General features: G+C 58.2%; 11 protein-coding genes and 1 tRNA gene. 4 read left to right on the forward strand and 8 right to left on the reverse strand.

The window, feature by feature from the left end; genetic code table 11:
• The first annotated feature begins 97 nt into the window (after positions 1-97).
• Both tgt and H3T93_RS08300 read left to right on the forward strand, forming a co-directional pair.
• Positions 98-1396, forward strand: a complete 1299-nt coding sequence (tgt, locus tag H3T93_RS08295; RefSeq protein ID WP_144178587.1) for a tRNA guanosine(34) transglycosylase Tgt — start codon at positions 98-100, stop codon at positions 1394-1396.
• A gap of 56 nt (positions 1397-1452) precedes the next feature.
• A tRNA-Leu gene (locus H3T93_RS08300) sits at positions 1453-1538 on the forward strand.
• A gap of 71 nt (positions 1539-1609) precedes the next feature.
• On the opposite strand, the gene H3T93_RS08305 is transcribed toward H3T93_RS08300, so the two are convergent.
• A complete protein-coding gene (locus H3T93_RS08305; protein ID WP_144178589.1) occupies positions 1610-2245 on the reverse strand; it encodes an RpiB/LacA/LacB family sugar-phosphate isomerase in 636 nt (211 codons plus the stop codon).
• Between the two features lie 97 nt (positions 2246-2342).
• A complete protein-coding gene (locus H3T93_RS08310) occupies positions 2343-3152 on the reverse strand; it encodes a gluconate 5-dehydrogenase (RefSeq protein ID WP_144178591.1) in 810 nt (269 codons plus the stop codon).
• A gap of 253 nt (positions 3153-3405) precedes the next feature.
• Between H3T93_RS08310 and H3T93_RS08315 the strand changes: the two genes are divergently transcribed.
• The gene (locus H3T93_RS08315; RefSeq protein ID WP_144178592.1) at positions 3406-4497 is read left to right on the forward strand and encodes a glycoside hydrolase family 88/105 protein; all 1092 of its coding nucleotides are present in this window, start codon (positions 3406-3408) and stop codon (positions 4495-4497) included.
• Here the strand turns inward: H3T93_RS08315 and H3T93_RS08320 are convergent.
• Positions 4494-5858, reverse strand: a complete 1365-nt coding sequence (locus tag H3T93_RS08320) for a dicarboxylate/amino acid:cation symporter (RefSeq protein ID WP_144178593.1) — start codon at positions 5856-5858, stop codon at positions 4494-4496. The two genes, H3T93_RS08315 and H3T93_RS08320, sit on opposite strands and share 4 nt — an antisense overlap.
• 164 nt (positions 5859-6022) lie before the next feature.
• Positions 6023-6304: a metal-sensitive transcriptional regulator gene (locus tag H3T93_RS08325; RefSeq protein ID WP_024627554.1), complete on the reverse strand. Its 282-nt coding sequence runs from the start codon at positions 6302-6304 to the stop codon at positions 6023-6025.
• A gap of 115 nt (positions 6305-6419) precedes the next feature.
• Between H3T93_RS08325 and H3T93_RS08330 the strand changes: the two genes are divergently transcribed.
• Complete coding sequence (locus tag H3T93_RS08330) at positions 6420-9278, forward strand: heavy metal translocating P-type ATPase (protein ID WP_144178594.1); 2859 nt, start codon at positions 6420-6422, stop codon at positions 9276-9278.
• A 161-nt stretch (positions 9279-9439) separates the two neighbouring features.
• Here H3T93_RS08330 and H3T93_RS08335 read toward each other — a convergent pair whose 3' ends face one another.
• The 4 genes from H3T93_RS08335 to H3T93_RS08350 are packed head-to-tail and all read right to left on the reverse strand — an operon-like array spanning position 9440 to position 14203.
• Entirely contained in the window at positions 9440-11185 is a 1746-nt protein-coding gene (locus H3T93_RS08335) for a glycoside hydrolase family 32 protein (RefSeq protein ID WP_144178595.1), read from the reverse strand.
• A 48-nt stretch (positions 11186-11233) separates the two neighbouring features.
• Positions 11234-12271, reverse strand: a complete 1038-nt coding sequence (locus H3T93_RS08340) for a LacI family DNA-binding transcriptional regulator (protein ID WP_121913210.1) — start codon at positions 12269-12271, stop codon at positions 11234-11236.
• A 45-nt stretch (positions 12272-12316) separates the two neighbouring features.
• Positions 12317-13267, reverse strand: coding sequence for a carbohydrate ABC transporter permease (locus H3T93_RS08345; RefSeq protein WP_144178662.1), 951 nt, complete (start codon positions 13265-13267; stop codon positions 12317-12319).
• 45 nt (positions 13268-13312) lie between these two features.
• Positions 13313-14203 (reverse strand): ABC transporter permease, encoded by an 891-nt coding sequence (locus tag H3T93_RS08350; RefSeq protein ID WP_232348782.1) that lies wholly within the window; start codon positions 14201-14203, stop codon positions 13313-13315.
• Between the last annotated feature and the right edge of the window lie 166 nt (positions 14204-14369).

Below are 14369 nucleotides of genomic sequence, written 5' to 3' on the forward strand. Positions count from 1 at the left end.
CGAGATGCTGAATGTTGTCTGGACATTCTATGAAAGTCACATCGACTATACACAGGGCAGCAGAGAGACGGTTGGATGTCTTGGATACAGTGGAGCCATGAGCCTGATCACCAACCCGCTGGGAGCCACGCCGGGCCGACCCGGCGACCGCGCCGCATTCTCATTCGAGACCCTGAACCGCCTGCCTGACAGCCCCGATGGCCTGGGGCACAATGGCCGCCGCTACGGCCGCACCGGCATCATCCGCACTCCTCACGGAGACATCCATACCCCCGCATTCATCCCCGTGGCCACCCAGGCGGCCATGAAAGCCGTCCTGCCCGAGCAAATGCGGCAGCTGGGCGCCCAGGTCCTTCTGGCCAACGCCTTCCATCTGTTTGAACGCCCCGGCCCCGACATTCTGGACCAAGCAGGAGGCCTGGCCCGGTTCATGAACTGGGACGGCCCCACCTACACCGACTCGGGCGGCTTCCAGGTCCTCTCGCTGGGAGCGGGATTCAAGAAGACCCTGGCCATGGACGTGACCGGCATGAAGTCGGACCAGGTAATCGCCGAAGGCAAGGAGCGCCTGGCCTTTGTGGACGAGGATGGAGTCACCTTCAAGTCCCCGCTCAACGGTGACCGCCACCGTTTCTCGGCCGAGATCTCCATGGGTATCCAGCACCGCATCGGCGCTGATATCATGTTCTCCTTTGACGAGCTGACCACCCTTATGAACACCCGCACTTACCAGGAACAATCAGTGGAGCGCACCTTCCGTTGGGCCAAACGCTGCGTAGACGAGCACCAGAGGCTGACCCAGGCACGGACCGGCAAGCCCTACCAGGCCCTGTTCGGCGTGGTGCAGGGGGCCAACTATGAGGACCTGCGACGACGTGCCGCCCGCCAGATCGCCTCCCTGGACTTCGACGGCGTGGGCATCGGCGGCGCCATAGAGAAACGGCTGCTGGGGCAGACCTGCGCCTGGATCTGCGACGAAATGCCCGAATCCCGGCCCAGACACGTGCTGGGTATCGCCGCTGTGGACGATATCTTTGCGGGCGTGGAAAACGGCGGAGACACCTTCGACTGCGTATCCCCCGCCCGTTGTGGGCGCAACGGAGCCGTTTTCACCCGCGACGGCCGCTGGAACATCAAGCGCGCCCAGTTCAAGACTGATTTCAGACCCATCGAAGAGGACTGCGACTGCTACACCTGCACCCACTACTCCCGGGCCTACATCGACCATCTGCTTCGCGCCCATGAGCTCAACGGGTACACGCTGGCCACCATTCACAACGAACGATTCTTCGTGAGGCTACTGGACGAGATCCGTCAGTCCATCGACGGCGGCTACTTTGACGAGTACAAGAAGGAGACGCTGGCCCGGTTCTACGCCCACGGATCCAAGGGCTGAGCCAACACGCCATTATTGCGCTGCATAGACAAACGTGCTAGCCTTTCCAGTTGTCTGCGAACGTGGCGGAATGGTAGACGCGCTGTCTTCAGGTGGCAGTGAGCTGATGCTCGTGAGGGTTCAACTCCCTCCGTTCGCACCAAACAAAACGCCGTTGACAAGGAATCCTCCCTGTCGACGGCGTCTTTTTATATCTCGCCTGCCAAGCGGCTTTCACAGGCGAGCGGCGATCATCTCCTTGATCTTCCCATCCTCCGCATTGGCCATGAAGTACTCTGCGAAATGCTCGCCGGAAATGGTCTCTTTAAGGAAGCCCTGGTCAATCCGCTCCAGCACCTCTGGCAACGGACGGTAGACCTGATTCTTTACATCACGCAGAATTCCGGCATTGCGACGCTCCGGCACTGCCCGCTCCTTGGGGTAGCCGCCACCTGCTGGCTCGGCGAAGAGACGCTCGAAAATCAACTTCAGATTCAGCTCGGCTCCCCAGCCAAACCCCTTGGCGAAGGAGATCGAGAGGGCATTGCCCCCGTTGATCTGGCTGAACAAGTAGGCATCAGTCGGATCCTCGGCCAACCCGCAGACCACTCCAGGGAAACTGTTCAGGGCCGTCATGGCCCCCTGGCCGGTTCCGCACCCGCTGATGACAAAATCAGCCGCCTTGCTGTTGAGCAGGATCGAAGCCAGCAGGCCATTCTGCACGTAGGTCAGCTGGCTCTCCCCCTCCTTGCCGTACATGCCATAGTTGAAGGCCTGAAGCCCTTTCTGATCGCAGACCTCCTTCAAGGTCGCGAAAATCAGGGCGTTCTTCGAGGCCTGCGAGTTCTCGTTGATCAACGCTACTTTCATGCTCTGCCTACTCTCCCTCAGCACTGATTGATTTCACTACCCGTCTGAACCCCTGCACCCCCTCGGGCAGGCAGCCCGAAAGCTTCTTACCGCGGCCTTACTGAGGCTGCTTGCCGATATAGGCCAGAATGCCGCCATCGACATACAGCACCTGCCCGTTGACGAAATCCGAGGCCGACGAGGCCAGAAAGACCGCAGGACCCTGGAGGTCCGAGGGATTCCCCCATCGGGCTGCGGGCGTCTTCGAAACGATGAACTGATCGAAGGGATGCCTGGACCCATCGGGCTGACGCTCACGCAGAGGCGCGGTCTGCGGGGTGGCGATGTAGCCAGGTCCGATGGCATTGCACTGAATGTTCGCACCGCCGTATTCCGCACAGATGTTGCGGGTCAGCATCTTCAATCCGCCCTTGGCAGCCGCATAGGCCGAGACGGTCTCACGCCCCAGCTCGCTCATCATCGAGCAGATGTTGATGATCTTCCCGTGTCCCTGCCGGATCATCCCCGGCAGGACGGCTTTGGAAACTATGAAAGGCCCAATGAGGTCCACATCCACCACCTTGCGGAAGTCCTCGACAGTCATGTCCAGCATGGGGACCCGCTTGATGACGCCGGCGTTGTTGACCAGAATATCGATGGTGCCGACCTCCCTGTCAATCCGGTCGACCATGTCGACCACGGCACCCTCATCGGTCACGTCGCAGACATAGCCCCGGGCTGGGATACCCGCCTGCCTGTAGGCCTGGGTCCCCTTGTCCACCGATGATTGCCTTGAAGCATTGAAAACGATGGTCGCGCCCGCCTCATGCAGGGCGGAGGCTATTGCAAACCCGATCCCGTATACAGCGCCGGTCACCAAGGCCACCTTCCCCTTCAGAGAGAACCTCGACATGGAAAACTCTGCCATGATGACCTCCTCATTACCGACTGTTGCGCTCGCGGAAACTATGTAGGGCATGCCGCATCTGCAGATGTACGGCCGAACAGCACCACCGCTGGATTGGCCTCAAACTATCAGGCAACGACTTCTGCGACAAGAAAGTTGCAGGCGCTTTCAACCTCGTATGTGCAACACTCCGGACCGATATTCCAGGGGAGACGGCCGGGCTGCAAAACAGTAGGATGTTCGATGAAACCAGCCCATCAACGAGGAAGGCACCATGGTTCAGACCCCGTCAACACCACTGGAGTATGCCCAGGCAGCGGTCGACACACTCCGCCGCACGTATCCGAACCCGGCCGACCTGCCGCCGATCCGCCATTTCCACTACCATCAGGGCGTCCTTCTGTCTGGAGTGCACCAAACCTATCTGATCAACAATGACGAATCCTATCTGGAGTACATAAGGGGTTGGATTGAATCCAACCTGGATGACCAGGGCCACGTGCTCAACCACGATCCCGTATGCTTGGACGACATCCAGCCAGGCATCCTCCTCTTCCCCCTTTATGACCATTTCGAATCCTCCCGGTACAAGACCGGCCTGGACCAGTTGGCCGACGACCTTGAAGCCTATCCGAAGAACGACGAGGGCGGATTCTGGCACAACGACGGAGTACCGCGGCAGATGTGGCTGGATGGGCTCTATATGGGCGGCCCCATGATGGTGGAATACGGTACCCGCTTCGGACGCAGGAATCTGGTGGACGAGGCCGTCAGACAGGCCCTCCTGATGCAGAGGAAAACCCGCGTACCTGAAACCGGGCTCTGGCGGCACGCCTATGATCCCGATCGTAAGGAACCCTGGGCCGACCCTGTAACAGGTCTCTCGCCCGAATATTGGGGGCGGTCCATCGGCTGGGTGCCCATGGCAGTAGTCAATGAACTGGAACTGCTGCCGCAGAGCCACCCGGGGCGCGAGGATCTGCGAAACCTGGTCCGCGACCTGCTGACCGCAGTCTGCCGCTATCAGGGCCCCGACGGCCGATGGTGGCAGGTTCTCGACAAGGTCGGCCAGGCGGGCAACTGGCCCGAGAACTCTTGCACCTGTCTCTTCGTGGCCGCCATCTGCAAGGCCGTAGACCAAGGCATTCTGGACAAGGCCTATCTGGAAGCGGCCAACAAGGGATATGAGGGGGTCGTAAAAAGCCTTGAGTGGCAGGGAGATGACCTCCTCATCGGCGACATCTGCATAGGAACCGGCCCCGGCAGCTATGAGGAATACTGCCAGCGACCCACCAGCATCAACGACATGCACGGGGTGGGCGCCTTCCTGCTCATGTGCGCAGGAATGGAACGCGTACAGGCCTAGTCTGCTGACTGTTGTATCTCCTCGTCCGCTTCAATGTCCTGGTCGTCGAAGACCTTGCGGCCCTGGTAAAGGTCCAAATCCAGCTCGTTTTCGGTCCTGGCCACGATGACTGCCGTATTGGCGGCACCAGCCACGTTCACCAGCGTGCGGCCCATATCCACAATCTGGGAAATAGGCTGCATGATAGCGATGAAGGGTACCGGCAGACCAGCCGCCGTGAAGAGGGAAGTGGCAGTAATCGTGGCTGTACCGGGCACGCCCACCGTCCCCACGGAAACCACCAGAGCAAAGACGATCAGCAGGGCGAAGCGCAGGGGGGTGTAAGGAATCCCCTGAGCATTGATAGCGAAGACCGCCAGGAGAACTGGCCAGAGCCCGGCGCATCCGGGCATGCCCAGATTGGCTCCCAGACTGGCCACGAAGGAAGCCGTCTCTTCAGGAACACCGGCAGAACGCAGCTGACGGACCGTAACAGGAATGGTCCCGATGCTGCTCTCGGAGGTGAAGGCCACTACGCCCGCCGGCCAAAGGGAGCGGAAGAAGGGCAGAGGATTGACCCGGCCGACCAGGGCCAGGATCAGGGGTTGGACCAGGAAGAGCTGAATCGCCAGGCCCAGGTAGGCCACCAAGAGAACTGCCAGCAGGGGCAGAAGGCTCTTCAGGTTGCTGCGACCAATGGCGGCTGCGATTAGGGAGAGGACCGCATAGGGGGTGAAGCCGACCACGATTTGGGTGGCCTTGGACAAGACCACATTGCCGGCTTCCACGAAAGCCTTGAAGGGGGCCACGCTCTGCTCGCCGCGCGGGGTTGAGGCAGCCTTGTTCAGAGAGACGGCCAGGAGGATGGCGAAGATCACGACAGGGATGACCTGGTTCTGGGCCCAGTTTGCCGCCAGATTCGAGGGGAAGAGACCGACCAGGGTATCGAGCACCCCTGGCACCTCGTGAGGCTTGGCCTCCTTGGGCAGGGCCTGGTTGAACCCCTTGCCGACCTGGAAGAGCAGCCCCAAAACCAGGGCTATCACGGCGGCTGTGAAGGTGTTGACCAGCAGTAGAACGATGGTCTTCACACTGATGCTTTTCAGCCGACCAGACCCTCCGATACGGCTGATGCTGGCAATGATGCTGAAGAGCAGAAGGGGCACCACCAGGGCCGAAATGACCTCGGACCAGACGTTGCCGAATGCCCCCACATAGGTCGTGTGACCGGAGAAGCCCACACCCACCAGGATTCCCAACACCGTCGCTATAATGACCCGCCAACTGAAGTTGACCTTGGTCTTCCTGCTCAGCAGGGCCAGCCCCGCAAAGAGAATGACGACCACTATCAGGGCCGCCCAATCCCAACTTGTTTCCGACATCGCCTCTCCCCTTCAACCTCTTCTTCCCAGGACCGAACGGTCTGGGGTTGGGGTTCAATCTAACAGGAAAGAAGCGAAAGTTCAGCAATTCCCGGAAGAATGCCTATACCCGTTGCTTATGGACTGCTATTCAAGGGCGGATTGGACCTGTCTGACAAGGGTTGCTAGGAACGAACCAGGCGGGCGATGGCCTCGGAAGCCTCCTGCATCTTCTCGTCGGCCTCCTCGCCCCCCTTTTCGGCAGCCTCACGGACGCAGTGGTTCATGTGGTCGTCCAGCAGGGTCAGAGCCACCGACTTCAGTGCGCTGGTCGAGGCGGCAATCTGGGTGAGGATGTCGATGCAGTAGGTGTCTGACTCGACCATCTGCTCGATGGCTCTGACCTGGCCCTCGACACGCCGGAGTCTGGTGATGGTCCGCTTTTTATCGTTGGCATATCCGGGCAAGATTTACTCCATTCCTAGTCAATGGCCTTCATGGCGGAGCCGGGACTAACTCGAATTCATGAAACCCATCTCGAAATTCACTATCAGTATACCCCTGGGGGGTATAGTGGGCCACATGAGCAGCATACTGGTCCTTATCGCAGCCCTGGTCATCACGGCGGGCATCATCTGGTACTTCTTCGCGCCCAGAAAGGCCACCCAGGCCAAGGATGAGGGCGGCGTCCAGACCGTCCACATCACAGTCAAGGGCGGATACAGCCCTCAGCTGATCCAGGTTCAGGCCGGGCGGCCGGTCAAGCTGGTCTTCGACCGCCAGGAGAGCGGGGAATGCTCCTCACACGTGGTCTTCAATGACTTCAATATCGACAAGACCTTGCCCGCCTTCCAGACCTCGACCGTCCAGCTGACCCCGCCCAAGGCCGGCGACTATCCCTTCGCCTGCGGAATGAACATGCTCCACGGGATGCTCCGGGCCACCAATGGACCGGCGACAGGCGGTGCCGAGGCACAATCCGAACAAGCACAAAGCAGCCAGTCACAAAGCGAGCGCCCACAGACCGAACCCGCCGAGGCTGCCGAATCCGCCCAGCCCAATGACGGCAACGACCAGGACGAGGCCGACCAGGAGCGCACAGCAGAAATCCGTGACCTGACCAGGCGATTCATCGTAGCCCTGGTCTTCACGCTCCCGGTTTTCATACCAGCCATGTTCGGCATGTTCCTGCCCATGCCCCACATTCTGATGAACCCTTGGGTCCAGCTGGTCCTGATATTGCCGGTCATGTTCTACTCGGGCTGGCCCATCCATCGCACCGGGTGGCTGGCCCTGGCACACCGGGCCCCGGAGATGAACTCCCTGGTCGCCCTGGGCACTGCCACAGCCTTCCTGTATTCACTGGTGGTCACCGTGGCCCCGCAACTCCTGCCTGAGGGAAGCCGCGAACCATATTACGAGGCCGTGGGCACCATCATTACCCTGATGATCCTCGGCCAAATCCTGGAGGCACGAGCCCGGCGCGGCACCGGCGATGCCATCCGCGCCCTTATCGGACTAAGGCCCAAGACTGCCACCGTGGTGAGGACCGGCCAGGACGGCAGGGAGGCCACCCAGGAGATCGCCGTCGACGATGTGGCCGTCGGAGACGTGATTCAGGTCCATCCGGGCGAGAAGCTGCCTGTGGACGGCCAGGTCATCTCCGGATCATCCTCAGTGGACGAATCCATGGTGACCGGCGAGCCCATGCCCGTCCTCAAGCAGGAGGGTGATTCCCTGGTCGGAGCCACCGTCAACGGCACGGGCTCCCTGCGCTACAAGGCCACCCAGGTAGGGCAGGACACGGTCCTGGCACAAATCATCCGGCTGGTCAAGACGGCTCAAACCTCCAAAGCGCCCATTCAGAAACTGGCCGACCGAATATCGTCAATCTTCATCCCCGGAGTCATCCTGGTAGCGCTCTGGACCTTCGTGGCCTGGTGGGCGTTCGGCCCCATGCCCCGCGGAGTATACGGAATCGTGGCGGCGGTCTCCGTCCTGGTCATCGCCTGCCCCTGCGCCCTCGGCCTGGCCACTCCCCTATCCGTGACAATCGGCACCGGACGCGGTGCCCGTGCCGGTGTACTCTACCGGTCGGCAGACGCCCTGCAGGGAGCGCATGACATCGACACCATCGTCCTTGACAAGACCGGCACCATCACCCAGGGCCGGCCTGAACTGGCTGATGCCCTGAGCGTACAGGGGATGAATGATGACCTGCTGATCAGGGCGGCCGCGAGCGCCGAGAGCAATTCCGAGCACCCCCTGGCCCAGGCCATCGTCCAGGCTGCCAAGGACCGCAACCTGGAGCTGGTCCCGGCCAAGGACTTCGACTCGGTTACCGGCGCCGGCATCGATGCGACCTTCCCCTCCGGCTCCTTCGAGGCAGGCAAAGGAACCCCGCATGTTCTTGTCGGCAACCGCAGACTGCTCGAGAGCAAGGGAATCGAACTTGAGAACGAAATAGCGGACCAAGCTGGCGCGCAATCCCTCTTGGGTACTGCCCGCAGCTGGGAGGATCAGGGCCGCACGACCATCTTCGTGGCCATTGGCGGCAAGCTTGCCGGGGTCCTGGCAGTGACCGACCAGGTCAAGTCCGGCTCCAAGCAGGCCATCCACGACATGAACGAGCGTGGCATCCAGACCATCATGCTGACCGGCGACAACCAGGGCACCGCAGAGCAGGTCGGGGGCCAGGTGGGAGTCACCCGGGTGGTGGCGCAAATCCATCCCGAGGACAAGGCGAGCATCGTCAAGGCCCTTCAGGCCCAAGGACACAAGGTGGCCATGATCGGCGACGGCATCAATGACGCCCCGGCCCTGGCCCAGGCCGACCTGGGCATGGCCATCGGCACCGGAACGGACGTAGCCATCGAGTCCGCCGACGTGACCTTGGTCTCGGGCGACCTGAATGCGGCCGTCAAGGCCATCGACCTCTCTGCTGCGACCATGCGCAACATCCATCAGAACCTCTGGTTTGCCTTCGGATACAACGGCCTGGGCATCCCCATCGCCGCCGGCGTGCTCTACCCCTTCATCGGCCTCTTGCTCAACCCCATGATCGCCGGCGCGGCCATGGCCTTCTCTTCACTGTCGGTGGTGCTCAACGCCAACCGGCTGCGGCACACGCCCCTGAAGGCCAGGCCGGTCAAAGAGGCCAAGCCGATCGACATGGATGCCCTGACCAGGGACCTCAACATTTCCAACCACCAAGAACACAACCAAGAGAAAGGAAATGAGATGGGACTCTTCCATCATCATGACGACATGCAGCAGGATCAGGCGACGACGGACAAGGTCACCGACCCGGTCTGCGGCATGACCATCGACCCCAACACAGCCGCGGCCAAGCGCGACTACCAGGGCAAGACCTACTACTTCTGCTCGCAGAACTGCGTCAATACCTTCGATGCCGACCCGGAGAAGGTGCTCAACAAGTAAGCCGGTAGCGCTCCCCGGCCAGGACGGTACACCCACCTGACTCAGGTACCGCCCAGTATGCATATGTAGAAATTTTTGGCCCCCCGCCCACCGGGCTACCCTGGTGGGCGGGGGCCTATGCAGATACCCGTCACCGCAGGTCCTATGAACCCTGTCCGGCCTTACTCTTGGTCAGCATTACTCGCGACGTCAGCTAGAGTATAGGTAAGATCCATGGGCTCAGTAGCCTGGACAGCGATCTTGGTCGTCTTATCCGTGGAGAACTTCGTGAGGGAATAGACTCTCCCACTGCCCTCAAACCAGAATTCTACGCTACTCTGATCCTCCAGCACATGCAGTACAGGCTCCTGCCCTTTCTCAAGGCCGCTGGCGACCGGGGCATACTGCTTGCTGTAGTTAGCCTGGCCCTGAGCATCCAAAAATCGTTTAGTAGTCCGGCTGACCTTATATTGTCCGCTCTCCAGATCGTAATCCACGTTCAGGCTAGCATCAGATTGGGCCAGGGTAAGCTTGACGCTGCCAGCCGAACCGACAGCGGTCCCGTCCTTGGGCTTAAAGGCAAACCGCATTTTTTGATAGGAGGAACGCTCAAGTTCAAACTGCTGACCCCGGCGGGATTTTGGCCCTATCTGCACCTGACCTCGCAAGGCTTGCCCATAGAGAGACTCGGGCTCAACAATGGTATTCCGAACCCGATACTCACCTTCCTGCCCAGCCAAGGTGAGCCTATGCGCAAGACTCAACGAACCCAGATTATAGACTTCTCCCTCCCCATCCTCTAGGGCCTTGGAGGTATAATCCCAGTTCCCCATCCAGGCTAAAGAGAGAATGGTGCCCTCATTCTCCTGCATGAAGTTAGCCCCATAATAATCTGAGCCGTCATCCATGCGTTCGGGTTCCTGGTCGGGCACGAATACTTCCTCCTCGTTGAGATGACCCACCATATAGTAAGTGCCTGTAGGCTGGGAATGCTCGTACCCATTGGCTCCAAAAAACATGATGTGTTGGGTTTTCCCAGTCTTGGGGTCTATCAGGGTCTTCAGATTGGGGCACTCAATCAGGCCCAGCCCCATTCCGTCTTGCAGGCTGTCAGCGTTAATCATGGTCCCACCGACATAGCGAAAATCGACCCCATTGTCGCTCCTGTAGGTACCTATCTTGTCACCCTCTGCAAGATACATCATGAGCGAGTGCTTATCAGCGCTGTAAGTGACATACGGATCACGGAAGTTGGCCGTCACATCAGGAGCTTTCATGACGGCATGGTCCACATAGGGGGTGAAGGTCTTGCCCCCGTCCTTGGAGTAAGCGACAAACTGTTCCTGTCTGCCATCAACGTAGCTGGTGAAGTAGGCCACCAGATCCTCCCTGTCGAGTTGAGGGAAGAAACCAAAGCTGTTAGGCAGAATGGAACCGGTCGCCATATCCTGCCAGGATCCAGCGAACTTGGGGATGGAGACACCCACATTTTGATAATGGATAAAATCCTTGGTCGTTACCTGATACCACTCAGTCCCATCACCCTCATGCTTGTACTTGGCATTTTGCAGGTAGATCAAATGGTATAGGCCATTCTTGTCCTGCCAGATGGTCTGCACATCGTTCATGAATCCGGCTGGGTTGTAGTAATGATATCGTTGCTTAAATTTACTCTGAGTCAACCGGCTCTCCTTAGCACTCTGGGCCTCAGCCTCCTGGTTACCTTTGAAACTCAAGCCTGGCGCAAAGACCGGTATGAGGACTCCCAGGAGGCATATCACAACCAGCAAGGACCCAAAGACCAAGACCCAATGCCTCTTCCCCCACCTGTGGGTCTTTACCTGCCTGGTGTTTCCCGCCTCGGCCTCGACGGCTGTAGAGGGCTCATCCTTGCCAGGGAGCCTATCGTAATCCTGGTCTTCCATCATCTTCTCCTTCGAGGAATGCGAAATCCAACTAGTGGAGGGGCAGACTGATCATGAATGCCCCACCACTGATTCCTTCTCAATCAGCACACACTTGACCTGCGCGTGAATCCGATCAAGCGAGGGAATGGGAGCATTGGTGGGCAAGAGTTTGAGGTCATCTAGCCGGCGCCGCTCAATCAGTGAAATGAGTTTCAGGGTGGCCCAGTACCCCATCTCATAGTGCGGCAATTCGATAGTTGTGAGCGAGGGGGCCATCATTTCAGCTACAACCTGGTGATTATCCACCCCGACTACTGAAATATCTTGGCCCACATTGAGCCCGCGCCGCATGGCTGCGCTATAGACATACCAGGCTCGGGCATCGTTGAAACAGAAAAAGCCATCGGGCTGATATTGGTCTACCAGGCGGGCCACCTTTTCCATCCCATCCTGGCCCATTTCTACATTTACGATCAGATTATCGTCTACTGCTATGCCGTGCTCGGTGAGTTCCTTGCAGTAACCAGCCAGTCGACCGCGCTGAGCCTGCATGGGGCCGAATGAACCAATAAAGGCAATACGTTTGCACCCAACATCGATCAGGTGACGGGTGGCGGTCCTGCCTATATGTCGCTCATCAGGAATGATGGAGGGAACATGGCCGCTGGTATCAGTGGCGTCCACAATCACCACCCGCTCCCCGTTCAGACTCTGTGGCAAGTGGATCACCTGGTTATAGACACAGGCATAGAGGAAACCATCTACTCCATAGCTTTTCAGGGCTGAAATTTCAGAGGCCTGCAGCTGGTCATCCCCATCCGTATTGACCGCGACGATGATGTAACCCAGCTGTCGCGCAGCCTCCTGGGCACCAAAAATCAGCCTGCCCGCATAGGGGGAAGTGGCAATGTGATCACTGATAAATCCCAGAATCCGCGTTTTTTTCTCACTGGAATAACTGGTTTTCTTGGGGGAGTACCCCATGACCTGGGCAGTCTGCCGGATGGCCTGAGCCGTTTCCCGGCGGATTCGGCCCTGGTCCTTACCATTGAGCACTAACGATACAGCTGCTTTGGAAACACCGAGGCTGTCCCCGATTTCCTGCATCGTGACCACGATCTTCCCCCTTTCTTCGATTCTTATGGGTGGACTTTAGCCCTTGATGGCCCCTATCATGACTCCCTTATTGAAGTATTTCTGCAAGAAGGGATAGAGGACCAACAGAGGCAGTGTCGACACAATAATGATGCCATATTTGATTTGCTCGGCAGCCTCCTGTGCCTGTTGGGCGCCAACGGAGGCAATATTCGACTGGGTCTGATTGGCAAGCAGGATCTGTTGGAGTACATTTTGCAGGGGCCACTTCTTCATATCCGTAATGTAGATCAGACCAGTGAAGTAGTCATTCCAGTGCCCCACGAAGTAGTAGAGGGCGATGACTGCGATAATGGCCGAACTCAGCGGAACCACAATACGTATGAAGTATCCGATGTAGCTCATGCCGTCAATCTGTGCAGCATCATGCAGCTCCTCAGGGATGGAGGTATCGAAGAAGGATCGCGTGATGATGACATTGTAGACGCTGACAGCCCCCGGCAGGATAAAGACCCAGGCCGTGTTGAGGATGCCCAGCTGCTTATAGAGCAGGTAACTGGGGATCAGTCCCCCACCGAAGAACATGGTAAAGGTAAAGAGGAACATGATCAGGCGACGGGCCTTAAACTCCCTCCTAGAGAGAGCAAAGGCCACAGGGATGGTAACCACCATATTCAGCAGGGTGCCGCTCACCGAGTAGAGGATGGTATTGGCGTAGCCATGCCAGATGCGGGCATCATGAAAAATAGTTTCATAACCCTTCAAAGTCGGCCCCTTGGGGAGTAGGCTCAGCTGCCCGCTGGCCACCAGCTTGGGGTCAGACACTGAGGCGATGACAACAAACCAGAGGGGGTAGAGGACGGCCAAGACCACCAGGATCAGGACGACCCAGATAGCGATATCCACCATCCAATCTGAAAAACTCCTCTGCTGGTGGACCTTCTTATTGAAAGGAACCTGCTCCCCACTGTTGCGGGCAGCGAGCAAGCTAGCATCATGAGGGTTCATAGGGGCTTGCACTGGTGTTGATGCTTTTTGTACCATATGACTTCCTTAGAAGATGCTGGTGTCAGAGACCCTCTTCGAGATGTAATTCGCCAGGATCAGGAAGAAGAAGTTGACAAGGGTGTTAAAGAGTCCGATGGCCGTGGAGTAGGAAAATTGACTGCCCAAAATACCTATTTTGTAGGTGTAGGTTGAGATGACCTCTGAGGCCGAGGAATTGAGCGCGTTCTGCATGAGGAAGACCTTTTCGAAACCGACAGAGAGGACCGACCCCATGTTCATGATCAGCAGGACTCCGCAGGTGGGCAAAATGGTGGGAATATCAACGTAGCGAATCAACTGCATCCTACCGGCGCCGTCAATTTTAGCTGCCTCATAGAGGGCAACATCTACTGAGCTGAGCGCGGCCAGGTAAATAATACAATTCCAACCGCAGTGCTGCCAGACCTCACTAATCCAGTAGATGGGGGTGAACCATTGTGGCTCTCCCAAAAGGCTGGTATCCCCCAGAAACTTTCCCAGGAGACCAGTTTCAGGCGTCAGGAAAATATTGAGCATGGCCACAATGACCACGGTGGATATGAAATGGGGCATATAGGTGATGGTCTGCACAAGGCCCTTGATCTTGGTGCTGGCTATCTGATTGATCAGGAGGGCCAGGATAATAGGGGCCATAAAGCCCATAACCAGGGTCCACAGACTGATGCTTATGGTGTTCCTCATAATGTTGCCAAACATGGGGGAGGCAAAGAACTGCTTAAAGTAGGACAGCCCCATCCACTTGCCGCCCGTAATACCCTTACTGGGCTCAAACTTCCTAAAGGCCAGCTGGATTCCCCACATGGGAACGTAGGCAAACAGGACGACGAAGAAGATTGCGGGAAGGGCCAACAGCCACAATTGCCAATACCGTTTGAAGGACCACACGATCCCTCGCATCCCGTGTGGTGTATTCTCGTGAACCACCACCTGCTTCGCTTTCATGAGCACTCCATTCACTCAAGATGTATTCAATGGCGACGGGGAAGGATCCCAACTAGGCCAGATCTCAGACCCTCGAGGGCTGCCCTCCGTCCGGGGCCATAGGCAAACGCCTCGTGGCCCC

The sequence above is a fragment of the Bifidobacterium sp. M0404 genome, assembly GCF_016101415.1.
GTDB classification, from domain to species: Bacteria; Actinomycetota; Actinomycetes; order Actinomycetales; family Bifidobacteriaceae; genus Bombiscardovia; species Bombiscardovia polysaccharolytica.

What these genes read in the sequence shown, in the direction of transcription:
- tgt (WP_144178587.1), top strand. Translation starts at nt 98, where the DNA reads ATGAGCCTGATCACCAACCCGCTGGGAGCCACGCCGGGCCGACCCGGC.
- H3T93_RS08305 (WP_144178589.1), bottom strand. Translation starts at nt 2,245, where the DNA reads ATGAAAGTAGCGTTGATCAACGAGAACTCGCAGGCCTCGAAGAACGCC.
- H3T93_RS08335 (WP_144178595.1), bottom strand. Translation starts at nt 11,185, where the DNA reads ATGATGGAAGACCAGGATTACGATAGGCTCCCTGGCAAGGATGAGCCC.
- H3T93_RS08330 (WP_144178594.1), top strand. Translation starts at nt 6,420, where the DNA reads ATGAGCAGCATACTGGTCCTTATCGCAGCCCTGGTCATCACGGCGGGC.
- H3T93_RS08320 (WP_144178593.1), bottom strand. Translation starts at nt 5,858, where the DNA reads ATGTCGGAAACAAGTTGGGATTGGGCGGCCCTGATAGTGGTCGTCATT.
- H3T93_RS08315 (WP_144178592.1), top strand. Translation starts at nt 3,406, where the DNA reads ATGGTTCAGACCCCGTCAACACCACTGGAGTATGCCCAGGCAGCGGTC.
- H3T93_RS08345 (WP_144178662.1), bottom strand. Translation starts at nt 13,267, where the DNA reads ATGAACCCTCATGATGCTAGCTTGCTCGCTGCCCGCAACAGTGGGGAG.
- H3T93_RS08340 (WP_121913210.1), bottom strand. Translation starts at nt 12,271, where the DNA reads ATGCAGGAAATCGGGGACAGCCTCGGTGTTTCCAAAGCAGCTGTATCG.
- H3T93_RS08310 (WP_144178591.1), bottom strand. Translation starts at nt 3,152, where the DNA reads ATGGCAGAGTTTTCCATGTCGAGGTTCTCTCTGAAGGGGAAGGTGGCC.
- H3T93_RS08350 (WP_232348782.1), bottom strand. Translation starts at nt 14,203, where the DNA reads ATGCGAGGGATCGTGTGGTCCTTCAAACGGTATTGGCAATTGTGGCTG.